This window comes from Rhodococcus sp. MPR-R1B (assembly GCF_058793255.1).
Genome location: NZ_JBXAFO010000003.1, coordinates 318,824 through 345,221, shown reverse-complemented (window position 1 = coordinate 345,221; position 26,398 = coordinate 318,824). Strand labels below are relative to the sequence as shown.

The window sequence follows — 26,398 nt, the reverse complement described above, 5'->3', positions numbered from 1 at the left end:
TGTATTTTTCGACTACGAGGTTCTTGCTGACTCCTCGGTTCGCATCCACTGCGCAAGTGATTGCTTCCTTGTCGGAATTGAAAGGTTCCTCGGTCGAAGAGCCGTCGGGCATCGTGATTTTGTACCGATCCATACATCGACTATTGCGGGTTGATCCGTCTCCGACAACCCGAGCTCACGGAAATATCGGTCTGGGAATCAGGCGGATCAGCGGGTCCAATACTCTTCGGGACGTTGACCCGGACGGAATCCGTAGTGCGCGAGCATCGCGGTCGCTTCCGGAAAATTGGCTGCCAGAGCTTCGGGCACATGTGCATCGCTGCCGAATGTCACCGCTTTACCTCCCTCTTCGCTCCACCATTGGGTTATCCAGGGCCACAGCCGACGGGTGTTCATCTCGAGGATCCGGTCGCTGTCGGCGATGGCGCGCATCGCATTTCGGAATCCCTCTTCGAATCGACGGGGATCGAAAGGTCCGGCACTTTCGATCGGCCATGCACGCACCGCGTAGTCGATATGGGTGAACACCTCGAAGGTCCGAGAGCCAGCCACCATACGCGGGATCTCATCGAGGTATGCCCACATGACTTCGTCGGCACTCCACTTTCGAAACAGAGTGTTCGGTTCACTCCGATCGTCGCCGACCTCGAGCGTGTGCAAGGAACCCAATACCCGGTCGATGACACCGAGATCAAGGAGGTGCGACGCCTGCGCTTCGTGCAGGTGCGGTTGTCCGAACTCGACGCCGGTGAGTATCCGCAATTCAGGAAAACGGTGTCGGCATCGTTCGATGCTGTCGAGATAGCCGCCGACGTCGAGGATCGGTGCGCGCGCAAGTCTGTTGCATTCGTCCGGATGCGTGCGACAGCGGTCCGCCGGTGTCCCACGACCACTCGCTGTGAACATGACTGTCCGCGGGTAGTTGCATGTTCAGTTCGTACCAGAGCCGGGAGTTTCGAGGGGCGGTTAAAGCTCGGACTGTCGCGCGAATTCGCTCTGTGCAGTGGTTCCCCAGATCTCGGAGGACTGAGTCTCGGGCTCGCTGTCCAGCTTTCGGACGTCGTGAATGAACTCCACACCGTGCAGTTCGTCGGACGGAACCGACAGAAGCTTGCACGTGGTGCTGACGAAGAATCGCTGGACATCTTCCAACTCGAGACGCCCACCGGGCCGGTACCAATGCGCGACCCCGGTACACATCTCGAGTATCGCGAGTCGGCTCAATGCCAGATCTTCGATGTCGAAGGCGCCCACGCGTTGTCCGCGTTCGAGGATCTGTCCGAAAAGTTGCTCGTACTCGTCGCGCAGGGTCTGCAACTCGATGCGGTTGTCTCCGGTCAACCCGCGCATCTCGTACTCGGCGACGCGGGCAGTCAGTTGGTTGACGGCGGTAATGCCGACGTGTGACGACACCAGGCCGGCGAGCTGGACTACGGGATCGGCGCTTCGGCGCATTGCCCGCTCTCCCGACTGCGTCAGCTCGTCGAGGCAGGACCGAATGATCGAGGCCAACAGTGACTCTTTGCTGCCGACGTAGTGGTAGAGCGTTGCCGAGTTGATGCCGGCTTCGGCTCCGAGCTCACGAATGCCGGTGGCGGCGAATCCTTTCGTCGCGAACAGCGTGACTGCCGCCCGTTGAACGCGCCCCAGGTCCATGATCCTCATTTCGGTTGGTTGCCCAATCATGCTAGCATCGCCGCCGAAATCGACCGGCTGTCAATCAGTCGATTGATAGCTGTTTGTGTACTGGCAAATTGCATATCAACTAATCAATCGATCGATTGAAATACGCTTGACTGTGCCCTGGGTCACTGCATAGTCTCCTTGTCGAGCCTCCCTCTCGGTGCGAGAGCTAACAGGGCACTCCATACAAGGAGCAATGACATGAACGACGCGAATCCCCCATCTCCCGCAACTGTCGACAGGCCTGCCCTGCGGCGTGTGGCCGGATCGGTTCTGGTCGGCACCACGATCGAGTGGTACGACTTTCAGATCTACGGCGCCTCCGCCGCGTTGGTCTTTGCGCCGCTGTTCTTTTCGGGCGCAGACCCCGCGCTGGCGACAATTCTTTCCTTCGCCACCTTCGCTGTCGGCTTCCTGGCGCGGCCACTCGGCGGTGTTGTGATGGGCCACTTCGGCGACCGCATCGGACGCAAGAAGGTCTTGGTGCTCGCACTTCTCTTGATGGGAGCAGCGACCTTCCTGGTCGGCGTCCTTCCGACCTCCGCCCAGATCGGTGTGTGGGCCCCGATTCTTCTCGTATTGCTGAGACTGATTCAGGGCTTCGGCGTCGGGGGTGAGTGGGGCGGTGCAGTTCTGACTGCTGTGGAATACGCACCCAAGAACCGCCGCGGTTTCTACGGCAGTATGCCGCAGGTCGGTGTGCCTGCTGGCCTTCTGCTGGCGACGGCCGTCATGTTCGGCACCAAGGCGCTCACCGGGGACCAATTCCTGGTGTGGGGGTGGAGAATTCCCTTCCTGCTGAGTATCGCGTTGGTCGCCGTCGGGCTTTACATTCGCACCGCGTTGGAAGAGACTCCCGCATTCGCTCGCGTGAAGCAGCAGAACACTGCGGTCAAGATTCCGATGGTCGACGCGTTCAAGAACTACCCTCGTCAAATCATTCTTGCCGCAGGTTCGATGATCAGCACGGGCGCTTACTTCTACATCCTCAACACCTACAGCCTGACCTACGCCGATCAGTTCGATCTGCTGTCCGGAAACCTCATGCTCGGAGCGGTCATGGTGTCCGCGCTCGTTGCAGTCATCTTCATTCCGATCTTCGGTCAACTGTCCGAAAAATTCGGCCGACGCCGGATCCTGATGGTCGGCATCACCGGCATGGGAGTGTGGGTCTTCGTTGCATTCGCCGCGATAGATACCGGCAACTTCTGGATCACCACCGGCGCATTGGCAGTCGGCGCATTCATGCTCAGCATCTCGTACGGGCCGCAGGCGACGTTCATCGCGGAACTGTTCGACGCACGGGTGCGGTACAGCGCAGCGTCCATCGCTTTTCAGATCGGGGTGCTCTTGGGTGGTGCAATCGCGCCGATGGTTGCCGCCATGTTGGTTCGCGCAACCGGTGGATCGCTTGCGGTCGCTGTGTATATCGCTGCCCTGTCTGTTATTTCGCTGATCAGCGTCTACTTCGTCCGTGACACCGACCTCGACGAAGGAAGTCGCGACATGTACATCGATGACAACGGGGCGTATCTGCCGCCGGTCGATCAACGCTCCACGGTTGTCAACTAATAGAGGAAACTTCAATGATCACAAAGAGTTTCGAAGAGATCTCTGTCGGAGACATTGCGGTGACGGACCCGCGGGTCGTCACCGAAGACTATGTGCGAAGTTTCGCCGACCTCACCTGGGACCGCCATCCCCTTCACCTCGACCCCGACTACGCGCAGCAGACGCGCTTCGGTCGCCAGATCGCCCACGGTGCCCTCATGTTGTCCACCTTGCTCGGTCTGGTGGAGTTGGACCCCCGTTACCTGCAGTGCTTCTACGGGCTCGATCAGGTCAGATTCCACCGGCCGACTTACCTCGGCGACTCGGTGCATGCGGTGTCGGAAGTGCTGTCGGTGCGCCCTCGCTCGGACGGTGAGACCGCGATCGTGACGTCGAAAGGCTCACTCGTCAACCAAGACGGAGACCTTGTCTTCTCCGGCGAATTCTCATTCCTGGTAGGCGAGACCCATTCCCTCGACCTCGAAGTGGGTGCTCGGTGAGTTCTCGGCGGCATATGTCATGGTGGCAGGACCTCGAAGCAGAACACTTCGAATGGGCTGTGCCAGAGCACTTCAACATTGCGCACGCATGTGTCGATGTACAGAATCCCGATGATCTGGCCCTCGTCGTAGACACCGGTGGGCACTGGGCGCGGTACACATTCGGTGAAGTCGCCACGATGAGCCGAAAGTTCGCGACCGTGCTCGCGGATCTCGGCCTGGTCTCAGGCGATCGCGTCGGTGTGATGGTCCCACAGGGAATCGAGGTTCTGGCGACACATCTGGGCGCCTTCCGATCCGGAATGGTCACCGTTCCACTTTCGGTCAAGTTCGGATCGGATGCGTTAGTACATCGGATGCGTGACTCCGGCGCGAAAGTTCTTGTGGTCGAGAAGGACTGCTATGAAAGAGTTGCCGACGGAATCGGTGAGATGCCGGGTCTCGAAGCCGTAATCGTGGTCGGAAGGCTCGATCGGCTCTCCGATTCGACGCCCGTGCAAATCCTCGATTTCCACAGCCTCGTCGACGATGCCGCAGAAAGTAGTGAACTGGTAGCCACGGGCCCCGATTCACATGCCATCATCATCTACACCTCAGGGACGACCGGGAATCCGAAAGGCGCGCTCCACGGGCACCGAATTCTCCTGGCGCACATGCCCGGTATGCGGACGGCGTTCGACAATGCTCCGCAGCTGGGAGACGTCTTCTGGACGCCGGCAGACTGGGCCTGGATCGGTGGTTTGTTCGACGTACTGTTCCCCGCACTTGCGTTGGGGTGCCCCGTAGTTGCGACGCCCGACAAATTCACGCCTTCGCGTGCGGTCGAGATTCTGAGCCGTCACAAGGTGACGGGCGCCTTCATTCCTCCCACTGCCCTCAAGCAGATGCGAAGCATCGGCGTCGACAAGACTGCTGCGCGTGGTATTCAGTTGCGGGCATTGGGAACCGGTGGTGAGGCACTCGGTGACGCGCTGCAAGCCTGGGTTGCGAGCACTCTCGGCGTAGCTGTCAACGAGTTCTACGGGCAGACGGAAATGAATCTGACCATCGGCACGTCGCGGTCGAAGTGGAGTCCCGCCAGCGGTTCGATGGGCCGCGCCTTCCCCGGCTTCGAAGTCACCCTCCTCGATCCACTCGGCGAGCCGGTCGAGATTGGTGAGGTAGGCGAGATCTGTGTGAAGGCAGGCAACCCCGGACAGTTCCTCGGATATTGGAACCAGCCGTCGAAGACCGATGAAAAGGTGTACGACGGTTGGATTCACACCGGTGATCTGGGTCGGACTGATGACGCCGGGAACTTCTGGTACCAGGGACGTGCCGATGACGTCATTTCGTCCGCGGGGTACCGAATCGGCCCCGGAGAGATCGAAGAGTGCCTGCTCTCGCACGACGAGGTAGCCATGGCAGGTGTCATCGGTGTTCCGGATCCGTTGCGCGGCGAAGCGGTTCACGCTTTTGTCGTACTGTCCGAGGGGTCGAACTCCTCGGAGGAGCTCCGTCAGGAGTTGCAGACCCACGTGAAAAGTCGCCTTGCTTTCTACCAGTACCCGAGGGAGATCACGTTCATCGACAGCTTGCCGCTCACCACTACCGGCAAGATCCTCCGACGTGAACTCCGAGCGCTGGCCACCTCCGCGAACGGACTCGGCTAGCAGAGGGCTACATGTTGGGTAGGACCACCACGAAGAACCAGCCGCTCAGTGCCAGACCGATGAATCCGGTGAAGAGGCCGACTATTGCATCCCATGGCAGCTGGCGGGCATTCGAGAGCAGATGCCCGCCAGACTTCTTCGGGTGACGTCGGAGCGCGAAGATTCCTGTTGTGATCGCGCCGACGCCCAGCAGGATGCCGAAGCCGAAAGCCCAGAACAGGAGTACCGACAGCGCGCCGAGCATCTCAGACCGCTCACTCCAGCGTGCGATGCGCTGTGTTTCGGTGGGCGGAGGCCACTTGTGTGAAGGCGACAGAGCTGCTCCGAAACGGCGGGTGTGGTGACGAATTGACTGGTCGCTGAGAAACATTGTCCACCACGCCTGGAGTTGAGTCGATGTGCCGCTGGTATGTACTCGTCTACCCCGTCTTCGCGGATGTATTCCGCTGATTTCGAGGCTAGGTGGTTGCCGCTTCTTCCCAGGAGTTTCCATTCCACACGATGGAGATGGGGTATTCGTTGTTGACCCCGTTTTCCCAGTAGTCGATGACGCCGTGGCGCTCCGATTCGAGTTCGATCCAGCCGATGCTGAATCCCCCTCGAAGTACGCGTTGAGCCCGGCGGTCGATCTTGTCCAGGGAACTGCAGAGTCCTCGCACGCGGGAGTCGATCCAGCCCGCAGAGGCATCAAGAACGGTGATCTCGACGATGCTCGCGTCGCTCAGCGGAATCTCGATGAGAAGCTCGCCGGAATCTCGTACCTCTCGAGTCGATCGATTCTCGTAGGCGTGCAACAGCTCTCGCGGTTCGAACACCGAAGGGTCGCCGTCGGACCGTCGAGACCAACCGAAACGCTGCACGGACACATTGTCTCCCACGAATTGCAGGAATGTCATTCGATGTGAATGAGGCCGTCCAGGGCGTCCAGTACCCGGTCCAGCCCGAACTCCCAGGCCGCCTCGGGGCTGTACGGGGAGTTCTTGGCCTCGCCGGCCGCCCCTCCGACTCGCTGCGCCAGCGGGAAGTCGTCGCCGAGATAAGCAGCCAGACGCTGGTTCCAGGACGACCACACCTCGGCCATGTCGGCTGCTCGGGGGTCAGGGCGCCGCGCTTGCGCCGAGGATCGGGCGAAGTCGGCGACAAATGTCAGGGCGGAGTCCCGGTCGATGTCGCTCAGTCCCGTGCCGTCGAAGGCGTGAAGTTCGTGGTCGTACTTCGCGATAGTTCCCGGACCCAACGCGGAGCGCTGATCGGAGATGTCCAGGAGCCACCAATGCTCCGTATAGAGGGCAAGTTCTTCCTCGGCGACCCGACGCACACGTTGGCGCCAGGTCATGTTCCCGTACGGCAGGAGTGGGCTGTGTCCGTGTACGGCGTCGACCATGAGCACCAGCAGATCGTCGCGGGATCCGACGTGGGTGTACACCGCCATGCCCGAGATTCCGAGTTCGGCGGCCAATCGGCGGACCGTCACGGCGTCGAGGCCGTCGGTATTCGCGACGGAGATCGCGACGTCGACCGCCTGTGAGGTGGTGACCTTCGCTCGCGGGCCGCGGGTGCCACCCTTCGGCGCGAGGGGGTGATCGCGCCAGAGCAGGTCGATCAGTTCGCGTGCCATCAGTCGTCTCCAGAAATCGGGAATACCTCAACGGTGGTATACCTTATACAGTGCATACTGTATGCACTGCATAAGGTTTATCGATCATGGGAGGCCCACGATGAAAATCACCAGCACTGCTCTGTCCTTGAACGTCGCCGACACCGACGCATCGGCAGACTTCGCGAAAACCCATTTCGGTTTCACCGAGGCCATGGCCGATGACGGCTTCGTTTCCCTGAATCATCCGGATGCCGGGGTCAACGTGGTCTTCCTGCGCACCGGGCTCGGGACGTTCAAGCCCGACTTCGTCGCAGGTCCGGCCGGTCAAGGCTTGCTCATTGCATTCGTGGTCGACGATGTCGACGCCGAGTTCGCCCGCATCGCTGCTGAAGGTGCCTCCGTCGTCACCGAACCGGAGACGGAACCGTGGGGTGAGCGTTACTGCCAGTTCGTCGACGCCAACGGAATCGTGTGGCAACTCGTTCAGTGGGTGTGAAGAACCCGAGCGCTCGGCTCCGCGGCGCGCGGCACAGAACGTAACCAGAGGGCGCGTTCGACGGACTGGGCTTGGAAGCGCTGCGGTGAGATCCCGTGCGCAGTGCGAAACGCTCGGCTGAATGCGGGCAGGTGCGCGTAACCCAGGTTCCTCGACACCGTGCCGGGTGCAACCCCGAGTTGGAGTTGGGTGCGTGCCTGGGTCATCCGTGAAAGCGATCGCCACTGCGGATACGTGGTGCCGGTTTCGATACGGAACTCCCGGCGCAGCCTGGCCGCGTCAGTACCGAACTCTTGCGCCCACTCGTCCAGAGTGCGAGGGTCGGCCGGGCGGGCGGCGGTCGTCGCTGCCAGTCGTGTGGCAATCGAAGCGGCGGGCGAGGTGTTCGAAACCGGTTGTGCAAGAGGGCCGGTGGCGATGATGTCGAATGCCATGGCGCTGTCGTGGCCGCGCGGGCGCAAGGGCGTGTAGGCGGCGACGAAAGTGTGCAGCAATGCCAACTCGTCAGCGGGGGAGAACTGCACGGTCTCGAGGGCGTCGGCAGATACGGTCGACCCGTTCGAGGAACGGAAGCCGAGCGGCAGAAGCAGTGAACCAGTCGGAACCGTGACGGTATTGAGGACGCCTGCAGGAAGAATCATGGCCTCTCCGGTGCGCAGTTCCCAGCTGCGGTCCGCGACGTCCACCCGGGCTTGGCCTCGGTAGACCCACACGGCGACGTGGGCGCCGTTGACGCGCGGCCACGTCGCATTGGCCGGTATCGGCGGCGCCGTTTCCCCGGGCTGCCTGGTCTCTGCGAGCATGCGGACCAATGCTTGATCGTTGTCGGTGTCCACGCTGCGATCGGTTGGACCGGAGAGGGCCCGGCGGCGATAGTCGCTCGGGCTCTCTCCTATCTGGGACCGGAACGCACGCGTGAATCCGCTGCCCGTTTCGAAGCCGACTTCGTTTGCAATCCAACCGATCTCGCGGTCCTGCTTCAGGTACTCCAACGACGCGGCGATCCGAGCTCGTAGCCGCCAGCGCGTGAAGGTGAGGCCGGTTTCTTCCACGAAGTACCGCTGGAGCGTTCGAATGCTGATCCCGGCACGCTTCGCGAATTGTGCCTCGGTGTCGTCGGTGCCAGGTGTTCGCAACAGGGCGTGCGCGATCTCGAACGCTTCCCGTGATTGCGGCAATTGCGGCAGCGAGGTGGCCCCGTCGTCGGCCCGGGTAATCATTTCGAACAAGGACGACGGGTGTGCAGCGTCGCCGCGCAGATAGCCCAGGTTGTGAACGAACTCGTGGATCAGTCTGTCTTCCCATCCGGGCGGAACGCGCAGACGCGTCACGGTAGCCGGCCCGGCGCTGACGCCGTTCGAGGGCGGAAGCAGGATGGGAAACGCGACGGAATCCGAGTCCGTCTCCATCGAATATCGCACGCCCGCCGGGATCCACAACAACTCGCCCGCCGGCACCTCGTAGACGGTCGATCCGGTCCTGACGCGTCCACTACCTGCGAGAACCCAGAACAACAGCGGTGAGCGGCCGATGCTTGGCTCGGTGCGGCAGGCGCGGATCGGCCACAAGTCGATTGCGTCCGACCTTCCCGATAGTGGTAACACGTTGGCGCTCCTGGACAACCCTTGCGACTTAAGTATGGCTAACTTTACCTCTGCCGACTGTGTTCGCAGCGGCGCACTCTCGTATCTTCAGAAAGCCACATACTCATGCGCAGATCTCTACGCCCGGCGGCGGCAGTACTCGCCGCGGTCGTCGCCCTCGCTCTTGCCGGCTGCTCGAATTCGTCAGGTAGTGACACCGGAACCGAGGGCACCCAGGAAACCTCCGGGGCCACCGAGGGCTGGCCGCGCACCGTCGATCACGGCGGCCGTAGTACCGAGATCACTGCAAAGCCGACTCGGATCGTGTCCACCTCGCCGTCGTTGACCGGCACGCTGCTTGCGATCGGAGCGCCGGTGGTCGCGAGTGCGGCGACAACGCCGTCGGGAATGACCGATGACCAGGGGTTTTTCTCCCAGTGGTCGGGCGTGGCGGCTGATCGTGGCGTCGCGGTGCTCTACCGAAATCTCGAGCTGGACCTCGACGCGATCGAGACCTTCGAGCCCGATCTGATCATCGGCTCCGCTAACGGCGGCGACTCGACACTCGATGCCTACTCACAGCTGAGCGACATCGCACCCACTGTTCTTCTCGACTACGGCGCCAGCTCCTGGGAGGAGCTCGCTGATCAGCTCGGGACTGTCACCGGACTCGAGAGCGAGGCCGCCAAAACCGTCGACGAATACGACAGCTGGGTCACCACCCAAGCCGCGAAGATCAAACTTCCCGAGCAGCCGGTGACGGCACTGGTCTACATGGGTGCCGACGGTGTCTGGACGTTCCGAGCCGACAGCCCGCAGGGCAATCTGCTGGCCTCGCTCGGCTTCACCTATGCCGAGCCCGCCGAGCAGTTTGTCGCTCCGGACAAGCGGGGTGCCTCCGGCGTCGCGATCGTCAGCTCCGAAAACATGTCTGCCGCACTAGACGGGGCGCAGACGCTGTTTGCCGTCTCGATGGGGCCCAAGGACGTGGAGAAGCAACTCGCGGCCGACCCGCTCCTTGCGAATCAACCTGCGGTCAAGGGTGATCGGGTATACGCGATGGGAACGGCAGCCTTCCGTCTCGACTACTTCAGTGCAAAGCAGACGGTCGAGTCGCTGGTGTCTACGTTCGGTGGATGACCGCGTGGGCGTTTCTGCGCAGTCCCGGACCGAAGCGCCACTGCGGTCCGGGACGGCCGCGCGTGCGGGGTTGTTGGTCCTCGTCTCCATCGTTGTAATCGTGCTGGCATCCGTCGGCGGACTCGTCATCGGCTCACGCAACATCCCCGTCTCCACTGTCCTCGATGCAGTTCTTTCCTACGACGCCGGTAACAACGAGCACCTGATTGTGATCGAATCACGTTTGCCTCGAACAATTCTCGGGCTTGTGGTCGGGGCCGCGCTCGGACTGGCCGGCGCGCTGATGCAGTCGATCACCCGCAACCCTCTGGCCGATCCGGGACTACTCGGTGTGAACGCCGGAGCATCAGCAGCAGTCGTGATTGCGATTGCCTATCTGGGGGTGACTTCGGTCGGCGGCTATCTGTGGTTCGCGCTTGCCGGCGCGGCCGTTGCCTCGGTAGGTGTGTACATGTTGGGGTCGGCGCATCGCAGCGCCGCGACCCCAGCGCGCATGGCGCTTGCCGGTGCCGCTGTTGCGACGGCGATCACGGCTCTCACCAGCATGGTTCTCATCAGTAACGAGGCCGCATTCAATCAGTTCCGATTTTGGGCAGTGGGTTCGTTGCAAGGCCGCGGCGGAGACGTGATCGTCACTGTTCTGCCCTTCGTCATCGTCGGTATCATTCTGTCGTTGTTGCTGATTCGTCCACTCAACGCAATCGCGCTCGGCGAGGATGTCGCCAAAGGGCTCGGTGCCAGCACCGGACCCGCACGGGTCGGATCCGCTGTCGCAGTCATCCTGCTGGCAGGGGCCGCCACTGCGGCGGCTGGACCGCTCGGATTCGTGGGCCTGGCTGCGCCGCACATCGTGCGCGGTGTCGTCGGGCCGGATCTGCGATTTCTTCTGCCGTGCGTGCTCGTTGTCGCCCCGGCATTTCTGCTCTTGGCCGACGTTCTCGGTCGCGTTGCCACAGCGCCGGGAGATCTGCAGACGGGGATCGCCGTGGCGGTGCTCGGTGGCCCCTTGTTTGTTGCGCTCGTGCGCTCGCGGCGGGTGGCGTCGCTGTGAACGCGATTGCAGCACAGCCGGTTCCACCGCTGTTCCGCGGTTGGGTGGTTCGAATCGGGTCGTACTCGTGGCGGATAGTTCCGCGAGTGCTGTTCGTAACCGTGACAATCAGTGCGGCATTGGCGGCGCTCTCGTTTGCCACGCTGATGTATGGAACCCTGGATCTGTCCTTGGGCGAAGTATGGCGTGCCCTGCACGGCGAAGGCGCCCCAGCGGCGGTTCGGTCCGTCCAGAATCGCAGGCTGCCGCGGCTGATCACGGCGATCGGCGTGGGCGGAAGCCTCGGTGTGGCCGGCGCGGTTTTCCAGACGCTTTCGCGCAATGTTCTCGGATCGCCGGACATCATCGGTTTCACCACCGGCGCTGCGACTGCAGCCGTGGTTCAGATCGTCTTCTTCGGAGGCGGGGTACTGCAGACCGCGGGCGCCGCTGTTCTCGGCGGCATGCTGACGGCGCTTCTGGTGTACGCGCTGGCACGCAAAGACGGCGTCAGCGGCGGTCTTCGACTTGTCCTGGTCGGTATCGGCGTGGGCGCGATGCTGAGCGCCGTGATGTCGTTCCTGATGGTGCGTGCGGATATCGACGACGCCACCGTTGTGCAGCAGTGGACGGCCGGCTCGCTGACCGGGCGCGGTTGGCCACACGCGGTCAGTGTTGCGATCGCCGTCGGTGTTCTCGTTCCTGCTCTCGTCGTGGTGTCCCGGCGCGTCACCATGATGGAGATGGGCGACGACGCAGCGTCCTCGCTCGGGATCTCCGTGGAGCGATACCGATTTGCCGGCATTCTGCTTGCGGTCGCGCTCACCGGCGCGGCGACCGCGGCCACCGGCCCCATCGCATTTGTGGCGCTCGCCGCTCCCCAGATCGCACGACGGTTGGCACGGCGCAGCGGTGTTCTTGTCGCGACTTCCTTCCTCCTCGGCGCAGTTCTGCTGGCGGGCGCCGACTTGATCGCGCAAGCGGTCGAGGTCGGTCTCCGCACTCCGGTCGGTCTCGTCACCAGTCTGCTCGGTGGTGCCTATCTGATCTGGCTGCTCGCTCGTCAGGCCTGAAAAAAAACTCGCTACGAAAGAGATTCATGACTACTGCCACCCCAACATCGCGGCTGCGCGCCGAGAAGATCGAACTACGGTACGCCGATCGAACCATCGTGGACGAGTTGAGTCTCGAGATCCCCGATGGAGGGTTCACCGTCGTCGTCGGACCAAACGGGTGTGGCAAGTCGACATTGTTGCGTGCGCTCGGCAGAATGCTGACACCTCGATCGGGTCGTGTTGTGCTCGACGGTAACGATATTCGGTCCCATCGAACCAAAGAAGTCGCCCGGCGAATCGCCCTGTTGCCACAGTCCCCGCTCTGGCCTGGAGCGATCAGTGTCGCAGACCTCGTATCCCGCGGCCGATATCCGTATCAGAGCATGCTGCGACAGTGGTCACCCGAAGACGAGCATGTTGTCTCCGAGGCCCTGAATGAAGTCGGAATGCGATATGCAGCAGACCAATTGGTGGACGAGCTGAGTGGGGGACAACGTCAGCGGGTATGGATCGCCATGACGCTTGCGCAGCGCACCCCGGTGTTGTTGCTCGACGAACCGACCACCTTTCTCGACATCGCCCACCAGATCGAGGTTCTCGACCTCTGTTCCCAACTCCACCAGTCCGGTCGAACATTGGTCGCGGTCCTGCACGACCTGAACCTCGCGGCCAGATATGCCACGCACGTAGTTGCCATGCGGTCCGGAAAAATTGTCATGCAGGGCAGTGCCTCGGACGTCTTCACCCCTGAGTTACTGCGCGAAGTCTTCGACCTCGAGGCGCTGGTTCTCGAAGACCCGGAAACCGGACGGCCACTTGTTGTTCCGCGTGATCGAAGACCTGTCAGTCAGCTACCCGTCCACAACTGAACCACCGATCAGGAGATATCAATGACTACCGCATCTCGACCTGAAGAAACTGAAACGTCTGCGTCGGCAAAGGCGCCACGCGGAGAAGACCACGACCGCGGTCTCAACGACGTGGTTGCCGTCGTCGAACGCGTCGAACGGCCGACCGAGAGCATCTTGCGCATCGCCGTCCAGTTGACTTCGTCGGCGGACGACCCGAATTGGTTGCGGCCCAACGTCGCATTTCGCATCCAGCTCGGTCCGCAGTACGGCGACGTCTCTCGCGTCTACACGGTGCGCACCTGCAACGCGCCGAGCAGTTCGATGACCTTCGACGTAGTGCTGCACGGCCACACCAGCCCGATGATGAGGTGGGCCGCCGACCTGCGTGTGGGTGACACGTTCTCACTCACCGGTCCTCGCCCGCACTTCCTCGTTCCCGAGATCGCTGGTCGCCGCGTCGCACTGTTCGCCGACGACACCGCGATACCTGCCCTCTATTCGATTCTGCTTCAGTGGCCCGAGGGACTGACCGGCGTCGGCTGGGTCGCCACCGGTGACGCCGAGGCTTTCGCGGAACTACCCGTGATCCCCGGCCTCGAGCTGCACCATGTCGAAGATGGCCTCGCCGAGTACGCCGTCGAACTCGATAACCCAGGAGACTACGCGGTGTGGGGTGCCGGGGAACGGGACGAGATGCGAGCCATTCGAGCGCATTTCCGCAAGACAGTCGGCCTGGCGAAGGACGATGTAGTTGTCTTCGGGTACTGGAAGCGAGGGGTCAGCACTACCGAGATAGATCAGAACCGACTTCGGAACTACACGAGCATCCTCGAAAACGGCGGCACGCTCGCAGACATCGACGATCTGGCAATCGGTATCTGATGCGACTGTTGGATTCGTCAGCCCACCGCGTGTTCTTCCGGCGCCAGGGAATTGCCCGGTGCGATGTTCGAGCAGTTGTTCGGCAACTGATTTCCGTTGAAACGGTCGTTGAGCCAGGTGATGGCGCCGGGGAGCCACAGCGCGCCACCCGGAACGTGACTGATGGTGTCGTACTGGTCGTACTGGATGGACAAACCTGCGTCGCAATAGCGAGTGGCGAGTGAGCGGACGTCCCCGGCAACCATGACTCCGTCGCCAGGGCCGACGCCCGGTCCACCTGGCTGGGTGCCCTCGAGGGCTCCGTTTGCGGCTTGAGCGATGAACATCGGGATGGTGGGTATCGGCGCGTTGCCCATGTTGATCTTGTTGGCCACGTCGACGTACTCGGGCACCGAGTTGGGGTTCGCATACTCTGGTTTGGCAAGGTCCTGCCAGGTCACCCCCGGGTACTGCAGGATGACGTTCCCGATCGAGGCATCCTCGATCCGAGGTAGGAGTTCGCGTCCGCGATCGCCGAGATACGGGTCGAAATCTATGTCGTAGGCACGGGCAAGTCCGACGACCGCCATCCCGACAACGCCTGCCCAACCGATGCTTCCGTTTGCGTACCGGAGGTTGTTTGCCGGGTTGACCAACAGACCACCCTGGGCGGCGCCGATCAGGTCCTCGTTGATGTCCGGGGCGTAGTCCGGCGCGAGGATGGACGCCCAGTTGGTGGCGATTGCTCCGCCCGAGTATCCCATCAGACCGATCTCGGCTGAGTCGGAAATACCTGTCTCGGATGTGTTGCGAGCGGCACGGAGGGAGTCGAGAGTCATCATTCCGTATTCGGGTCCTGCCGCGAAGTCCGCGTTCGGGCCCTCGGTGTCGGGAATGACGACGGTGTAGCCCAGCGCCAGTAGAGGACCGAACATGACGGCTTCGCCGGAAGCGAAAGTCCCGCCGAAGGCGACATTGCGCCCGCTGGCGGTAAGGCTGCCGATCGGGGTGTCCCCCGCGATGGCTCGTGACGGCCCGTCTTCTGGGTTCATTGAGTCGTAAGCAGACTGAAACGAGACGACTTTGTCCGGCTGGGCGTTGGGCGGTCGAAGTATCGAGGTGACATTGGCAGACGGCCGGCCGAGAGCGTCGGTCGACCGGTAGAGAACCTGCACGGCCTGCAGCGGGGTGGGGATGTTGACGACGTGATAGGGCAAGGTTCTCGTTTTGAGCACGGCCCCAGGCTGATACGACGACAGCGGTGCCGAACCGTCGTACTGATAGAAGGAATCCGCCGACGGTTGCGCGGCGACAGTAGGTGCTGTGATGCCTGTGAGTGCAATGGCTGTCAGCGCCACCGCTCCCTGAAAGAGAATCTTTGATGCCACGATCGACCCTTCGGTTTCGTATGTCTCTCGGTACTTGACGGGCTGGTGTGATGACGACCACACGCTATCTTACTTTTGAGTAATAAACGAGAGGCTTGCGCTGGTTGTTTGAATCATGCATGGACGCAATGTGATTGAGATCTTTGAAGTGGCCTTGCTAATTCTGCTCAGGATGCCATGTGTACGATACGACTAGTAGCTGTCGCGACGAGCTGCTGCCTTGGGCTGTTCCGGGTCGTCCGATTCCGGGAAATGTTCTGTGCTGCACGGTCTTGAAGGACGAAGGAGTGGACATGGGTAAGCGCGCTCCCGATGACGGCGTGTTTCGAGACTCGGCCGGCGCCCAGGCTGGACTGCTCACTCCTCCGAGCGGTGCACGTAGCGAGGCGGCCCACGAGAAGGCCCTTCGGTCAGCGGAAGCGCTTCTGAAATCCGGGGGAATGAAGGCGGCGACCATCGATGCGATCTCCGAGCAATCGGGCGTCAGCAAAGTCACGCTGTATCGGCACTGGCCGTCGCGGCAGGCGATCGCCGCTGAAGCGTTCGGTGTGCTCATGGCCCGGCACTTGACGTTTCCGGAGACCGACAGTGCGCAAGACGATTTGAACGATTACCTCGAGGACATCGGAAGGTTCTACCGAGGTCCACTCGGGTCGATCTTTGCCGAACTTGTCGGCGCGTGTGCCAACGACCCGACGACGGCTGCATACTTCCGTACCTTCTTCCTCGACGAACGTCGTCGCGGCTTCGCCGAACTGATTCGACGATGTGTTGAGTCCGGATACTTCCGCGACGACATCGAGATCGAGGAAGCGATCGATCTCTTCTTCGGTCCCTTGATCTACCGGATGTTGGTGGGGCACGCGAGTATCGACGACAACACGGTGCGCTCGATCATCGATCATGCAGTTCGTGGACTCCGGAACGGTGTCTAAAGGGGATATTCGCTGAAATCCTTTGTGCTGGAGAGGGTACTGCCCTCTCCAGCGTTGCGCGATGTGTGTCAACTCGGCACTGTCAGCTGAGCATTTTCAGCACGTTCTGGTACTCACCGTTGATCTCGGCACGACGAAGTGGCTTGGCCGCTTCGACCACAATCTCTGTGGCGTTGTCGTCAGCTTTCAGTAGAGCAATGGTTTCTTCGATGTAATCATCAAGGGGTAGAGCCGATTCCGAGTTCTCCTGGTTCATCAGTGTGGTGCGGACGCCCGGTGGGATGAGTTCGATGCACTGGATCGAAGTATCGGCGAGTTGAACGCGCATGCTCTCGGTGAAGAGATGAACGGCAGCTTTCGTGGCGTTGTACGTGGGCGTGATGGGAAGTGGGACGAAGCCGACGGCGGATGACACAGTGACGATGGTGGCGGTCGGCTTCGTCAACAGATGCGGAATGAACTGGCCGACCAGTCGAATAGTCCCGAGTAGGTTCGTCGTGATCGTTCGTTCGGCGACGTCGAGGAAGTCCGGGTTCTTCAGGTCCTCCGGGTACATGATTCCCGACATCGTCACAAGGACGTTCAGATCGGGAAAGTCCTCCGTTACGGATTCATACGCCGTTCGAATGGATTTCGGGTCGTCTACGTCGATGACGACGGTACTGATCTTCGGATGCTTGCTCGAGATCTCTTGCAGCAGAGTGGATCGCCGTCCACCGATGATTACCTTGTTCCCCTCGTTCTGCAATGCCACTGCAAGTGCGAGCCCGATACCGGAGGTTCCGCCGGCAATGAAGATGGTATTTCCCGAGATATTCAATGTGTGTTTCCTTGGTTTGTCGTGGGCGTCGACGTGGCGACAGTGATGGATTTGAGTTGGGTGTATTCGTTGAGCGTCTCGAGGCAGAACTCTCGCCCGAGACCGCTTTCCTTGAATCCGCCGAAGGGGACGCCGCCTCCCAGATTGAAGTACTGATTGATCCAGACGCAGCCCGCATCGAGACGGTCCGCGGTTTCCATGGCGTTCTTCAGGTTCGAGGTATAGATCCCAGCAGCGAGTCCGTATGGAGTGTCGTTGGCTTCTGTGATCACTTGCTCGTAATTGTTCCACTTGAGGACGCACAAAACAGGTCCGAAGATTTCGTCCTGCGCAATTCGCATCGAGTTCGTGACCTCCAGAATTGTCGGTTCGACGAAGTTTCCGGCTTCGAATCCCGGCACTACCGTTCGTTTGCCGCCGGTAAGTACCTGTGCGCCTTCTTCGATTCCGGAATTGATCATCGAGATCACACGATTGGCATGTTCCTTGTGGATCAATCCACTCAGTTCGGTGTCTTCACTCAGAGGTGGCCCGACTCGCAACGATCGGAATGCGGCGACGAGTTTTTCCACGAAGGCGTCATAGATATCCTCGTGGATGAACAGACGTGTTCCGGCTAAGCAGGATTGACCGTTGCACATCAGGACGCCGGAGGTCGCGTCTGCGACTACCGCATCGACGTCGTCGATGTCAGGAAAGACGATGCTCGGACTCTTGCCGCCGAGTTCGAGAGTGGTCGAGATCAGTCGGGATGCTGCGGCGTGTGCCACCAGCCGGCCGACTTCGGTGCTCCCGGTGAAAGCGAGTTTGCTGACTTTCGGATGACCGATCAGGGCTGCGCCGGCCTCTTCGCCGAGGCCGGGTACAACATTGAGAACGCCTTTCGGGAACACTTCGGCGGCGATCCTCGCCAGTTCCATGACTGAAACACAGGCATTTTCATCAGGTTTGAGTACGACGGTGTTTCCGGCAGCGAGAGCGGGAGCAATCTTGAATGCCGTCATCACAACGGGATCGTTCCAGGGAATGATCTGTCCGCATACGCCCAATGGCACTCGCTTCGCGACCAGGTATCCCGATGCCAACTCGCGGCCGAAGCCATGGTGGGCCAACGAGATTGACGCAAAGTATCGCAGGTGTGAGACGGCGGCTCGATAGTCCTCTCGCATCTCCCTGATATGCCGCCCGGTATCCCTGCACTCGAGTTGGGCAAGCTCTTCGGTTCGATCCTCCACGAGCGCGGCAAACTGCAAGATTTTTGCGGATCGTTCTTCAGTGGTCAGGTTCGCCCATGCAGGAAATGCCCGCCTGGCGGCTTCGACCGCATCATTGATTTCTTCTGCCCCGCATCGGGACAGTGTGGCGAGTAGAGCGCCGGAAGCGGCGTCACGCGCCTCGAAGGTGGATGTGCCGATGGCTCGGAACGCTCCATCGATGTACGCACCGTATTCACGAACTGCTTGACCTTCCATGGATCCTCCTAGATCGGTCAATCGGTGAAGTTCGAAGTGTACTGTACGTTTCGTACACTTGTCGATGGTTGCCTTGCCGCGCATGGATGGCGTTAGCAGAAAGAACAGCTAGAACAGTGTTCTGGTCACATCGTCAAGGCGTGGCTCCAGCAATTTCAGCCGCCTGCTTCATAGCCCGTGAGACGTACCCCGTGCCGATTCTGACGCCGCCCAGCCACTCGGTGAGGCGCGCCGCCTCGGCATCGAGAGAACGTCGCGCAGACGCTGACACGGTCTCGAGCAATCGGACGTGCACCACACCGGTTTCGTCTTGGATCCAGCACCCCACGACGCGACCGTCGACCCAAGCGGTGGCGCCGGCATTACCGCGGGTGTCGAAGAGTTGGTTGCGGTGCGGGCCGAGGTAGAAGTCACGGTTCTTCCACCCCATGACCGTCGGGTCGAGCACCGGTAGGAGTGCCACCCAAGGACCTGGATCAGGCACCGTGGCGACGTCATCGGGTAGCAACCAGCCGGTGTCGCCTCCGTCGAGTGAGACTGCAACGGCGTCGAGTTCGGCGAGGGCGGCCCGGACGACCGTCTTCGTCGAGCCCAGCCACCAGACGATGTCGTCTTCCGTGCCCGGTCCGAAGGTGTAGAGCCAACGGCGGACTATTTCTCGATAGCCGTCTGCAGATTCGAGATCGAAGGGGGCGTCGTCGAGCCAGTGTCGAGTGAGAGTCCACAGTGGGCGTGAGACTGGGAAGCGGGCGGTGTTGGTGCCGCGCATGATGTCTGCGGTCGCCCCGAGATGCGTGAGAACCCTGGGTGCCGACCAGATTTCACCTGCCGAACCCTCGACCTTGACGTCTGTCATCGGCACGGCCTGACGAATCTCTACCGCTGAAAGCCCTTCAGGCCTATCGGTGAGCAACTTCAGCACTTCCGTCCGTGCGCGATCGAGCCAGTCGTTGCCGTCGACGGCGAGTCCGGCCTTGACGACATCCTTGGCCATTCGTGCCCGCTCGGTGTTCGCGACGCGGGCGGACGCACTCGACCACGCGGCCGGCAGCAAGTCGCGGGGAAAGGTGAAGAGTGTGCGGCGCATTGCCAATTGCTTCACGAGACTGCGTTGGTCGTACAGGGCGCGGTCGACGTCGGCGGCGTCCACGGACCGAACCCTCGCCCAGCAAGACAGATAGACCGTCGCTGACTCGGTGGCGTGCAGTACCGTCATCGCCCGCGTGGCAGCTTCCGGCGAATCGACGTGAAACATTGGCTCCAGCGCATGACGTACTCCTATGCGAGCACGGCGTTCGTCGTCGGAGACATGGCGCATCAGGCCATCGTGCCACAGTCCAGGTGCGTCGTATCAGCTAGTTGCACGAGGGTTCGGTTGCGCCAGTAGTCGTCGTGTCGGAGATGTGTGATTGCACCCAGGGTGGTCGCGAAGGTCGCAAATCCTGCGGCTTCGACGGGAATCTGTAGCCAGGCGGAGACGACGAATGTGTGTGCAAAGCCGTGGGTTACGACGATGTGATCGTGATCGAGATCGTCCATCAGTTCGCGCATGCATTCGTGAACCCTTGCTGCGATGTCGCGGCGGGTCTCGGCACCGGCAACGGGGCCACGGTGATCGAGGCGGTTGTTGTCAGGGGCCGGGACCTGCCGCTGGGCCAGCCACGAGTTCGGGCGTCCTTCGGCTTCTCCGAAGCTGATTTCGCGCAATCGAGTGTCTGTTGTCGCCGGAGCATCGAGTGTCCGGGCGATGATCGTGGATGTCTCGGTGCACCGTTCGAGGTCGGACGAGGTGATGCGGACCGCGCGCGAAGTTCCGGTGCGTCGTCGTTTCAGTGCTTCGGCGATCAAACCTGCATCGCGCCGACCAGCGGGGGTGAGAACCGAATTGTGCCAACCGCCGACTACGTCCTGCGCTGTGTGTTCGGCATGAGGATGAGTGACGACGTAAAGATCCTGCATGAGACCCCTTTTGCTTACCCGACTTTTTCCGGCAACAGTATTCCAGGATTGAGGATTCCACGGGGATCCCAGGACGATTTGATCAACTGCATTGCGGCGATGTCGGTTTCAGTGCGCCCCAGCGATATCCACGGCGACTTCGCGCGGCCTATCCCGTGCTCGGCGCTGATGCTTCCATGGTGGGCGGCGACGAGTCGGAACACCATATCGGTCAGTTCGTGTGCGACCCTCGGCTCGGCATCCAGAAGGTTCACATGAATGTTTCCGTCGGCGAAGTGCCCGAACAGGATTGGCCGCACGAGGGGGAATCGTTGTGCCAGGCTTTCTCGGAGGTTGTCGATGAACATTCCCATCACGGACAAGGGGACGGAGATGTCGAGCTTGACTACCGGCGTCGTCGACGACGCGCTGATGCTTTCGGTATGGCTTTCTCGCAGAGTCCACAGTTTTCGAGCCGGCCCAGGCTCGACCGTCGCGTCCTCGATGAGGTCGGCAGAGTCGGAGAGTACTTCGAGGAGCGACTCTTCCGTTTCGCGCGGTGATGACACCTCGATGAGTGTGTACATCGGTGAAGGGGTGCCGAACGGGCGACGGGCATCGGTGTGTGCGCAGACGAGGGAGATGCCGTCGTCAGTCATGATTTCGGCGGCTTCGACGGTCAATCCGCTCTGACGCACGCGATTACACAAATGAAGCGCTTGATCGACGTCGCGCACACCCGCGAGCACGACCTGGGTGTCGGTCGCCGGGGTGACCAGCTTCATCAGGACCTTGGTGATGACTGCGAGCGTTCCCTCGCTGCCGGCAAGAAGTCCTGGAATGTCGTATCCGACATTGTCTTTGACGAGTGGAGTCCATCTACTCAGTACCGAACCGTCCGCGAGCACGGCTTCGATACCGAGTATCTGTGCGCGCGTATTTCCATATCGGACCATGCGCGTCCCACCGGCGTTGGTTGCGACGATGCCGCCGAGTGTCGCGGATTCCTTTGATGCCAAATCGATTCCGAAGCGGAGACCGTGTGCCGATGCGGCCAGGTCGGCGCGAGCAACGGTCACGCCGGCGCCGGCTGCGATTGTCCGACCGATGGGGTCGACGGCTTCGATCGTCTCCAGACGTCTGGTACTCAGCACCACGGACCCAGCCGAGGCGATCCCACCACCGACCAGTCCGGTGTTGCCGCCTTGCGGTGTGATGGGAACCCCCGCGTCGAAGCATGCTCGAAGAACCGCAGACACTTCCGAGGTGTTGCCGGGGCGGATGACCGCGATCGCGTCGCCGATCCAACGTCCCGTCCAGTCACGTGTGAAGCCCTCGATCAGTTCGGGATCGGTAAGGACATGCGTGTGGCCGACGATCTCTGCGAGGGCGTCGATAAGCCTCGCGTCTGTTGCAGGTTCAGTGAGTGCTCGGGGATTCATGTGCAACCTTGTGATCGTTCGGGTGACAATTTTCGGGAGACAGACGGTGGATCAACGTGAACTCGATCCTCCGACCTCAGGTGATGCCGTGTCCAAGACCAAGTAGTGACACCACCATCTGTTTTTCTTATAATCGCCGTATGAACCTGCAGCGTGCCCGTTATCTGATCGCTCTGTCGGATCATGGGAGCTTCACTCGAGCCGCTGCGAACGTCCACGTCGCGCAATCGGCCCTCAGTCAGCAGATCAAGGTTCTCGAGCGCGAACTCGGAGTTCCGCTGGTGGATCGTCGGGGTCCGCAGTTCACCTTCACGGAAGCCGGCAAGGTGGCGGTACGAGAGGCGCGCTTTTTGATCGGGTGTGCGGACCGGGCGGTCGAACGAATTCGGTTGGCCGCGCGCGGTGTGGACGGAGAACTGCGCATCGCGTACACCCGTTCGTGGGCGGGCGGCGCAGTCGCGGATCTGGTCAGCACCTATCGAAGGCTCTACCCGGGCGTCGAAGTTGTCGTTCATCGTGGCACTTCGGCGCAGACTGTCGACCTCGTCCGAACCGGAGCCGTCGACATCGCGGTTGTTCGCCCGCCGCTCGATGAAGACGATCGAGAACTTCCCCTGATCGTCCTCGATACCGAACCTATCCTGGTCGCTGTTCCCGTGGATCATCCGTTCGGTGGTCGAGCGACGCTCGAACTCGGAGATCTGGTGGATGTCCCCGTTGTGTTCTGGCCGGAGGCCAACGCCCCGGGGATGTATTTGCGTACGCTCGAACAACTTTGGCCAAACGGGGCGCCCAGCATCGTTCGATTCGAGGCCGACGACGAGCAGGTGCTGCATGCCGTCTCGGACGGGGTGGGTATTGCGCCGATCCCCCAGGGCAGAGCGCGGATGCTCCGCATCCCGGGTGTCCATCTATGTGAGATCGCCGGTGAGCAACCAACTCTCGACGTGGCAGTGACCTACCGCCCGGATAATCCGAATCCGGCGCTTGCGCCGTTTGTTGCGCTCGCTGAACGCGAAAGATCGTCAACCACTGCGTAGTGCCTGTGATGCGCGGTGGGTCCTATCCGCCATCGAGGACCAGCATCATGGCCGTTGCGCGTGCTCGGTTCTCGATGGAATCGACGTGGAATCCGACGTGCTGGGACAGTTTCGCCAATCGGTGCGCGACGCTGCTGTGGTGAAGATGCATGGAATCTGCTGCGGCCCTCAAGGTTCCGGACTGCAGGTATGACCTCAAGGTTTCGAGTAGTTCTAACCCCTGTTTGGTGTCGCCGATCTCTTCGGCACGAACCAGATCCGGTATTCGCGAGTGATCGATGTGTGGTCCCGGCGCCAGGAGGTTGAGGGCGCCGAGATTGTCGGCGTTCACGATCGGTGTTGTTGCCGACGCCTGTGTACGAGCGAATCGTGCAGTGCTCAGTATTGTGCTCACTTCGGAAGCGGGAGCAGTCAAAGATATTCCGGCGCGAATGAATGACGACAGCGCGGCCTCGGACAGCTCGGGTGTCGCCGCGAACGAACCCGTCACGAGATTCAGATACTCGCCGTCAGCGTCTATCCCAGTGGCTTTGCCAGGTTTGTAATCTGGCGAAATGACAAGGTGTGCAGCACCTTCGGCCGTGCCTGAGACTGCCTTGGTTGCCATTACACGGACTGGGGTATGGGGTTCGATACCGAGACCGGCGCAGGAGGTGAGCACCGCGAGTTCATCCATCGGGAACAACAGATTTCGAGTGTGCTCGGCTTCGGTAGGCAGGCGTCGCGGTTGCAGAATTATCGCTGCGGTCAGGGCCATCCGGTCGACGAGCATTTCGTCGAGTGGCAAGCTGGCCCCGGGTCGTTCGATCCATACCGTTCCGAGAACCTCGTCGTCTACGGCAATGTTTCTGGTCATGCTCGGTGGGAGCTGAGGATCGGGTGACCAGCGGCCGCGCGGATCGCAACGGCGCAAATTCTTCTTGCTTCTGCCGCGCTCGACGATCTCGATACCCACGACGCAGTCCGCCAACTGCGCGCTCGCACGAAGCAAAGACGCGGTGTCGGAGCCGTGCCGCACGAGGGCGTCGAAGTAATCGATGACACGTACCAGGCCTGCCGAGTCTGCATCGAGCTCGGCAAGCCGGTACATCAGTCCTTGCATCTCGCAACGCTACGAGACCGGCGAGAGCGAACGCAACCCTCTCCTGAGCGCAGTGAGGGCTTCGGCGGCACCTCTTTCGCTGACCGCGGCGGTCGCGACCAGTGCCGACCCGTGAAAGGTTCCGGGGAAGGAATGCAATTCGACGCTGACTCCCGCTTGCAGCAGCCGAAGGGCGTATTCGATTCCTTCGTCGCGGAGCGGGTCGAGTTCCATGGTGGACAGGTAGGTCGGCGGCAGACCGGTGAGGTCGGTAGCCCGGGACGGCGCAGCGTAAATGGACACGTCAGGATCTTCGGGACCGGAATACGACCCGCCGAGATAGTACTTCCACGACAGGATGGCGTTAGGGCGGTGCCACAAGGGGGTGTCGACGAAGTTCGTCATCGAGACCGTCGCCAGGCGGTCGTCGAGTTCAGGGATTTCGAGGAATTGGAAGGCCACGGGCACAACGCCCTCGTCACGGGCTTTGAGGACAGTGCCTGCGGCCAGTCCACCGCCTGCGCTCTGCCCTCCCACTGCGATGCGGCGTGGATCGACCCCCAGCTCCTCGGCATGGGCGTGGATGTAGAGGAGTGCGGCATAGCAGTCGTCGACGGGGCCGGGGAAGGGGGTTTCGGGGGCGAGGCGGTACTCCACGTTCGCAACGGCGAATCCGAGTTCCCGCGCCACCTCGACGCAAAATGGATCGCTGGATTCTGCGGTGCCGATTGCGAATCCGCCGCCATGGATCCAGAGCAGAACGGGGACAGGGCCGGCAGTGTTGTCCGGGGTGAAGAAACGAATCGTGACCTCCGGATCGCCGTCCAGGCCGGGTGCCGACAGTTCACGAAGCGAGACTCCGTCGAATGACAGGTCGGCCAACATGGTGCCGACCAGAGCGTCGTAGGTGGCCCGTGCGTTGGGGAGGTCAGCGAAGTCCACCTTCGGGAGCATGGTGAGTGCCGCGGCGAGTTCGGGGTCGAGAGTCGGGAATGTTGTCATGCACCCATCATCGAGCCTTATTGTGTCCTACGTCACCAGCGGCTTGTAGGAAATCGGAGAGTCTCCCTCCGACACCCGTCGGATCTCCCTAGGATGACGCCGGTGGACAGGGTACATCTCGGGGTGGGTTCGAGCGATTCGAATAGTGGGGCACGGATTGGTGGACGACCTCCGCAGGTTTTCGCTGGTCAGGCGATTCTGCGGTCGCACGAGTACCTTCTGACGCTCGAGGCACACACGGCGCCGTGGCTCGGCGTGCGAGAGCTTTCGATCTTCATCCGTCGAGGTTTCTCCATCGGCGATGACGACCTCGAATACCCGGACATCGGGGTTAGGGCAGTCCTGCACTTGCCGTCGTCACGAAGTGCGGAATCGGCGGGCAGCCATGCGGGCCTTGGCAGCGCGGCGTTGATCAGGATTCCATCGGACGACGAGGTGATGCCGTTGGTGTTGATAGCTCCGCAACCGGTGCTCATTCAGAACGAACCGTCCTACGCCGATGCCGTCGAGGCGGATGGACACAGCTTCCTGTTCCAGATCAACGAAGAGGGGTGGCCGGTGGTTGCCGAGTCCCACCCCGATTTCGTAGAGGAGTACCTATTCGGTTACGGGTCGGTGTATTTCTACGGGAGCTCTGACGCGACCGGGCTCGTTCGCGAAGTTGTGCCGGGATTTCTCGACTTCTGACCGGCCCGACGGCCCGTCCGCCGATACCGTGGGCAGCGTATCGCGACCGGCGGTTATGTACTCGGAAAAATTGTTGCGGAAGTTTGTCGATCGGTGAGTGCGCCGTTCGACGTGTAAGCAGAGGGACCGAACAGAGCGGTCCACGAACGAAGGAGATTCTCATGAAGTACATGCTGATCATGCGTTCCACCGATGAGGCCATCGAAGCATCCAAAGACATGGACTTCGACGAGATCATCGCCGCGATGGGGCAGTACAACGAGTCCCTGATCAAGGCAGGTGTCTTGCTGGCCGGTGAGGGACTGGCGATGGAGGAGGGATTCATCGTCGATTTCGAGTCCGATCCTCCGCTGGTCTCCGACGGCCCGTACGGGGAGACGAAGGAGTTGTTCTCGGGATTCTGGATCATTCAGACGTCGACCAAAGACGAAGCCTTGGAATGGGCGAAGCGCTGCCCGCTCGGGCCGGGAAGCAAGCTCGAGGTACGCCGCGTGAGCGAGATGTCGGACTTCGATCAGGACAACGAGTACATCCAGAAAGAGGCAGGCTGGCGTGAAGAGCTCGGTACCGATCGTCCGGTCGCAGGCTGAC

27 protein-coding genes are annotated in these 26,398 nt (G+C 61.3%); 13 read left to right on the top strand and 14 right to left on the bottom strand.

Annotated features, from left to right (window positions below; all coding sequences use genetic code 11):
• Nucleotides 1–207: 207 nt before the first annotated feature.
• Together AC1Q61_RS06875 and AC1Q61_RS06870 are read right to left on the bottom strand one after the other, a co-directional pair.
• Entirely contained in the window at nucleotides 208–906 is a 699-nt protein-coding gene (locus tag AC1Q61_RS06875) for a PHP domain-containing protein (protein ID WP_252194662.1), read from the bottom strand.
• Between the two features lie 60 nt (nucleotides 907–966).
• Complete coding sequence (locus AC1Q61_RS06870; RefSeq protein ID WP_007735696.1) at nucleotides 967–1,656, bottom strand: TetR/AcrR family transcriptional regulator; 690 nt, start codon at nucleotides 1,654–1,656, stop codon at nucleotides 967–969.
• 228 nt (nucleotides 1,657–1,884) lie between these two features.
• Here AC1Q61_RS06870 and AC1Q61_RS06865 point away from each other — a divergent pair, with 228 nt between their 5' ends.
• The 3 genes from AC1Q61_RS06865 to AC1Q61_RS06855 are packed head-to-tail and all read left to right on the top strand — an operon-like array spanning nucleotide 1,885 to nucleotide 5,386.
• Nucleotides 1,885–3,255, top strand: coding sequence for an MFS transporter (locus AC1Q61_RS06865; RefSeq protein ID WP_007735697.1), 1,371 nt, complete (start codon nucleotides 1,885–1,887; stop codon nucleotides 3,253–3,255).
• A 14-nt stretch (nucleotides 3,256–3,269) separates the two neighbouring features.
• The gene (locus AC1Q61_RS06860; RefSeq protein WP_003943225.1) at nucleotides 3,270–3,734 is read left to right on the top strand and encodes a MaoC family dehydratase; all 465 of its coding nucleotides are present in this window, start codon (nucleotides 3,270–3,272) and stop codon (nucleotides 3,732–3,734) included.
• Between the two features lie 14 nt (nucleotides 3,735–3,748).
• Nucleotides 3,749–5,386: an AMP-binding protein gene (locus tag AC1Q61_RS06855; RefSeq protein ID WP_151098569.1), complete on the top strand. Its 1,638-nt coding sequence runs from the start codon at nucleotides 3,749–3,751 to the stop codon at nucleotides 5,384–5,386.
• 7 nt (nucleotides 5,387–5,393) lie between these two features.
• Here the strand turns inward: AC1Q61_RS06855 and AC1Q61_RS06850 are convergent, their stop codons facing one another.
• The 3 genes from AC1Q61_RS06850 to AC1Q61_RS06840 all read right to left on the bottom strand — a co-directional run bounded on the left by AC1Q61_RS06850 (nucleotide 5,394) and on the right by AC1Q61_RS06840 (nucleotide 7,004).
• Nucleotides 5,394–5,756, bottom strand: coding sequence for a hypothetical protein (locus tag AC1Q61_RS06850; protein ID WP_225320185.1), 363 nt, complete (start codon nucleotides 5,754–5,756; stop codon nucleotides 5,394–5,396).
• Nucleotides 5,757–5,844: 88 nt separating this feature from the next.
• Nucleotides 5,845–6,282 (bottom strand): hypothetical protein, encoded by a 438-nt coding sequence (locus tag AC1Q61_RS06845; RefSeq protein WP_007735701.1) that lies wholly within the window; start codon nucleotides 6,280–6,282, stop codon nucleotides 5,845–5,847.
• On the bottom strand, nucleotides 6,279–7,004 hold the full coding sequence (locus AC1Q61_RS06840; protein WP_007735703.1) for a TetR/AcrR family transcriptional regulator: 726 nt from the start codon (nucleotides 7,002–7,004) through the stop codon (nucleotides 6,279–6,281). Before AC1Q61_RS06840 ends, AC1Q61_RS06845 begins: the two co-directional genes overlap by 4 nt.
• A gap of 100 nt (nucleotides 7,005–7,104) precedes the next feature.
• Between AC1Q61_RS06840 and AC1Q61_RS06835 the strand changes: the two genes are divergently transcribed.
• Nucleotides 7,105–7,482: a VOC family protein gene (locus tag AC1Q61_RS06835; RefSeq protein WP_030537422.1), complete on the top strand. Its 378-nt coding sequence runs from the start codon at nucleotides 7,105–7,107 to the stop codon at nucleotides 7,480–7,482.
• On the opposite strand, the gene AC1Q61_RS06830 is transcribed toward AC1Q61_RS06835, so the two are convergent.
• The gene (locus tag AC1Q61_RS06830) at nucleotides 7,470–9,086 is read right to left on the bottom strand and encodes an AraC family transcriptional regulator (protein ID WP_042922915.1); all 1,617 of its coding nucleotides are present in this window, start codon (nucleotides 9,084–9,086) and stop codon (nucleotides 7,470–7,472) included. The two genes, AC1Q61_RS06835 and AC1Q61_RS06830, sit on opposite strands and share 13 nt — an antisense overlap.
• A gap of 105 nt (nucleotides 9,087–9,191) precedes the next feature.
• Here AC1Q61_RS06830 and fepB point away from each other — a divergent pair, with 105 nt between their 5' ends.
• Genes fepB through AC1Q61_RS06805 form a run of 5 tightly spaced genes read left to right on the top strand, consistent with a single transcriptional unit; the run spans nucleotide 9,192 to nucleotide 14,023 of the window.
• Nucleotides 9,192–10,205, top strand: a complete 1,014-nt coding sequence (gene fepB, locus AC1Q61_RS06825; protein WP_030537421.1) for a Fe2+-enterobactin ABC transporter substrate-binding protein — start codon at nucleotides 9,192–9,194, stop codon at nucleotides 10,203–10,205.
• A complete protein-coding gene (locus AC1Q61_RS06820) occupies nucleotides 10,198–11,256 on the top strand; it encodes a FecCD family ABC transporter permease (RefSeq protein ID WP_116057672.1) in 1,059 nt (352 codons plus the stop codon). The genes fepB and AC1Q61_RS06820 overlap by 8 nt, the downstream gene beginning before the upstream one ends.
• Nucleotides 11,253–12,308, top strand: coding sequence for a FecCD family ABC transporter permease (locus AC1Q61_RS06815; RefSeq protein ID WP_215516181.1), 1,056 nt, complete (start codon nucleotides 11,253–11,255; stop codon nucleotides 12,306–12,308). Before AC1Q61_RS06820 ends, AC1Q61_RS06815 begins: the two co-directional genes overlap by 4 nt.
• Nucleotides 12,309–12,334: 26 nt before the next feature.
• Nucleotides 12,335–13,159: an ABC transporter ATP-binding protein gene (locus tag AC1Q61_RS06810; RefSeq protein WP_042922914.1), complete on the top strand. Its 825-nt coding sequence runs from the start codon at nucleotides 12,335–12,337 to the stop codon at nucleotides 13,157–13,159.
• Between the two features lie 21 nt (nucleotides 13,160–13,180).
• Nucleotides 13,181–14,023: a siderophore-interacting protein gene (locus tag AC1Q61_RS06805; protein WP_042922913.1), complete on the top strand. Its 843-nt coding sequence runs from the start codon at nucleotides 13,181–13,183 to the stop codon at nucleotides 14,021–14,023.
• Between the two features lie 17 nt (nucleotides 14,024–14,040).
• On the opposite strand, the gene AC1Q61_RS06800 is transcribed toward AC1Q61_RS06805, so the two are convergent.
• On the bottom strand, nucleotides 14,041–15,390 hold the full coding sequence (locus tag AC1Q61_RS06800; protein ID WP_042922988.1) for a lipase family protein: 1,350 nt from the start codon (nucleotides 15,388–15,390) through the stop codon (nucleotides 14,041–14,043).
• Between the two features lie 293 nt (nucleotides 15,391–15,683).
• On the opposite strand from AC1Q61_RS06800, the gene AC1Q61_RS06795 reads away from it, so the two are divergent.
• Nucleotides 15,684–16,325, top strand: a complete 642-nt coding sequence (locus AC1Q61_RS06795; RefSeq protein ID WP_058038428.1) for a TetR/AcrR family transcriptional regulator — start codon at nucleotides 15,684–15,686, stop codon at nucleotides 16,323–16,325.
• 82 nt (nucleotides 16,326–16,407) lie between these two features.
• Here the strand turns inward: AC1Q61_RS06795 and AC1Q61_RS06790 are convergent, their stop codons facing one another.
• The 5 genes from AC1Q61_RS06790 to AC1Q61_RS06770 all read right to left on the bottom strand — a co-directional run bounded on the left by AC1Q61_RS06790 (nucleotide 16,408) and on the right by AC1Q61_RS06770 (nucleotide 21,997).
• Nucleotides 16,408–17,145, bottom strand: coding sequence for an SDR family oxidoreductase (locus AC1Q61_RS06790; protein ID WP_065351610.1), 738 nt, complete (start codon nucleotides 17,143–17,145; stop codon nucleotides 16,408–16,410).
• Nucleotides 17,142–18,617, bottom strand: a complete 1,476-nt coding sequence (locus tag AC1Q61_RS06785) for an aldehyde dehydrogenase family protein (protein ID WP_042922984.1) — start codon at nucleotides 18,615–18,617, stop codon at nucleotides 17,142–17,144. Before AC1Q61_RS06785 ends, AC1Q61_RS06790 begins: the two co-directional genes overlap by 4 nt.
• Before the next feature lie 133 nt (nucleotides 18,618–18,750).
• Complete coding sequence (locus tag AC1Q61_RS06780) at nucleotides 18,751–19,935, bottom strand: winged helix DNA-binding domain-containing protein (protein ID WP_215516180.1); 1,185 nt, start codon at nucleotides 19,933–19,935, stop codon at nucleotides 18,751–18,753.
• Nucleotides 19,935–20,576: a histidine phosphatase family protein gene (locus AC1Q61_RS06775; RefSeq protein ID WP_042922912.1), complete on the bottom strand. Its 642-nt coding sequence runs from the start codon at nucleotides 20,574–20,576 to the stop codon at nucleotides 19,935–19,937. The genes AC1Q61_RS06780 and AC1Q61_RS06775 overlap by 1 nt, the downstream gene beginning before the upstream one ends.
• A 14-nt stretch (nucleotides 20,577–20,590) precedes the next feature.
• A complete protein-coding gene (locus tag AC1Q61_RS06770; protein ID WP_042922911.1) occupies nucleotides 20,591–21,997 on the bottom strand; it encodes an FAD-binding oxidoreductase in 1,407 nt (468 codons plus the stop codon).
• Nucleotides 21,998–22,137: 140 nt separating this feature from the next.
• Here AC1Q61_RS06770 and AC1Q61_RS06765 point away from each other — a divergent pair, with 140 nt between their 5' ends.
• Nucleotides 22,138–23,037: a LysR family transcriptional regulator gene (locus AC1Q61_RS06765; RefSeq protein WP_042922908.1), complete on the top strand. Its 900-nt coding sequence runs from the start codon at nucleotides 22,138–22,140 to the stop codon at nucleotides 23,035–23,037.
• A gap of 22 nt (nucleotides 23,038–23,059) precedes the next feature.
• Here AC1Q61_RS06765 and AC1Q61_RS06760 read toward each other — a convergent pair whose 3' ends face one another.
• Both AC1Q61_RS06760 and AC1Q61_RS06755 read right to left on the bottom strand, forming a co-directional pair.
• Complete coding sequence (locus AC1Q61_RS06760; protein ID WP_252194661.1) at nucleotides 23,060–24,139, bottom strand: helix-turn-helix domain-containing protein; 1,080 nt, start codon at nucleotides 24,137–24,139, stop codon at nucleotides 23,060–23,062.
• Nucleotides 24,140–24,148: 9 nt separating this feature from the next.
• Complete coding sequence (locus AC1Q61_RS06755) at nucleotides 24,149–25,120, bottom strand: alpha/beta hydrolase (RefSeq protein WP_065456498.1); 972 nt, start codon at nucleotides 25,118–25,120, stop codon at nucleotides 24,149–24,151.
• Between the two features lie 93 nt (nucleotides 25,121–25,213).
• On the opposite strand from AC1Q61_RS06755, the gene AC1Q61_RS06750 reads away from it, so the two are divergent.
• Both AC1Q61_RS06750 and AC1Q61_RS06745 read left to right on the top strand, forming a co-directional pair.
• On the top strand, nucleotides 25,214–25,807 hold the full coding sequence (locus tag AC1Q61_RS06750; protein WP_030537406.1) for a hypothetical protein: 594 nt from the start codon (nucleotides 25,214–25,216) through the stop codon (nucleotides 25,805–25,807).
• A 161-nt stretch (nucleotides 25,808–25,968) separates the two neighbouring features.
• The gene (locus tag AC1Q61_RS06745; protein ID WP_007735729.1) at nucleotides 25,969–26,397 is read left to right on the top strand and encodes a YciI family protein; all 429 of its coding nucleotides are present in this window, start codon (nucleotides 25,969–25,971) and stop codon (nucleotides 26,395–26,397) included.
• The last annotated feature ends 1 nt before the right edge of the window (nucleotide 26,398 follow it).

What these genes read in the sequence shown, in the direction of transcription:
- AC1Q61_RS06760 (WP_252194661.1), bottom strand. Translation starts at nt 24,139, where the DNA reads ATGCAAGGACTGATGTACCGGCTTGCCGAGCTCGATGCAGACTCGGCA.
- AC1Q61_RS06775 (WP_042922912.1), bottom strand. Translation starts at nt 20,576, where the DNA reads ATGCAGGATCTTTACGTCGTCACTCATCCTCATGCCGAACACACAGCG.
- AC1Q61_RS06860 (WP_003943225.1), top strand. Translation starts at nt 3,270, where the DNA reads ATGATCACAAAGAGTTTCGAAGAGATCTCTGTCGGAGACATTGCGGTG.
- AC1Q61_RS06840 (WP_007735703.1), bottom strand. Translation starts at nt 7,004, where the DNA reads ATGGCACGCGAACTGATCGACCTGCTCTGGCGCGATCACCCCCTCGCG.
- AC1Q61_RS06755 (WP_065456498.1), bottom strand. Translation starts at nt 25,120, where the DNA reads ATGACAACATTCCCGACTCTCGACCCCGAACTCGCCGCGGCACTCACC.
- AC1Q61_RS06780 (WP_215516180.1), bottom strand. Translation starts at nt 19,935, where the DNA reads ATGCGCCATGTCTCCGACGACGAACGCCGTGCTCGCATAGGAGTACGT.
- AC1Q61_RS06855 (WP_151098569.1), top strand. Translation starts at nt 3,749, where the DNA reads ATGTCATGGTGGCAGGACCTCGAAGCAGAACACTTCGAATGGGCTGTG.
- AC1Q61_RS06845 (WP_007735701.1), bottom strand. Translation starts at nt 6,282, where the DNA reads ATGACATTCCTGCAATTCGTGGGAGACAATGTGTCCGTGCAGCGTTTC.
- AC1Q61_RS06810 (WP_042922914.1), top strand. Translation starts at nt 12,335, where the DNA reads ATGACTACTGCCACCCCAACATCGCGGCTGCGCGCCGAGAAGATCGAA.
- AC1Q61_RS06865 (WP_007735697.1), top strand. Translation starts at nt 1,885, where the DNA reads ATGAACGACGCGAATCCCCCATCTCCCGCAACTGTCGACAGGCCTGCC.
- AC1Q61_RS06835 (WP_030537422.1), top strand. Translation starts at nt 7,105, where the DNA reads ATGAAAATCACCAGCACTGCTCTGTCCTTGAACGTCGCCGACACCGAC.
- fepB (WP_030537421.1), top strand. Translation starts at nt 9,192, where the DNA reads ATGCGCAGATCTCTACGCCCGGCGGCGGCAGTACTCGCCGCGGTCGTC.
- AC1Q61_RS06850 (WP_225320185.1), bottom strand. Translation starts at nt 5,756, where the DNA reads ATGTTTCTCAGCGACCAGTCAATTCGTCACCACACCCGCCGTTTCGGA.
- AC1Q61_RS06745 (WP_007735729.1), top strand. Translation starts at nt 25,969, where the DNA reads ATGAAGTACATGCTGATCATGCGTTCCACCGATGAGGCCATCGAAGCA.
- AC1Q61_RS06785 (WP_042922984.1), bottom strand. Translation starts at nt 18,617, where the DNA reads ATGGAAGGTCAAGCAGTTCGTGAATACGGTGCGTACATCGATGGAGCG.
- AC1Q61_RS06765 (WP_042922908.1), top strand. Translation starts at nt 22,138, where the DNA reads ATGAACCTGCAGCGTGCCCGTTATCTGATCGCTCTGTCGGATCATGGG.
- AC1Q61_RS06750 (WP_030537406.1), top strand. Translation starts at nt 25,214, where the DNA reads ATGACGCCGGTGGACAGGGTACATCTCGGGGTGGGTTCGAGCGATTCG.
- AC1Q61_RS06795 (WP_058038428.1), top strand. Translation starts at nt 15,684, where the DNA reads ATGGGTAAGCGCGCTCCCGATGACGGCGTGTTTCGAGACTCGGCCGGC.
- AC1Q61_RS06875 (WP_252194662.1), bottom strand. Translation starts at nt 906, where the DNA reads ATGTTCACAGCGAGTGGTCGTGGGACACCGGCGGACCGCTGTCGCACG.
- AC1Q61_RS06805 (WP_042922913.1), top strand. Translation starts at nt 13,181, where the DNA reads ATGACTACCGCATCTCGACCTGAAGAAACTGAAACGTCTGCGTCGGCA.
- AC1Q61_RS06770 (WP_042922911.1), bottom strand. Translation starts at nt 21,997, where the DNA reads ATGAATCCCCGAGCACTCACTGAACCTGCAACAGACGCGAGGCTTATC.
- AC1Q61_RS06870 (WP_007735696.1), bottom strand. Translation starts at nt 1,656, where the DNA reads ATGGACCTGGGGCGCGTTCAACGGGCGGCAGTCACGCTGTTCGCGACG.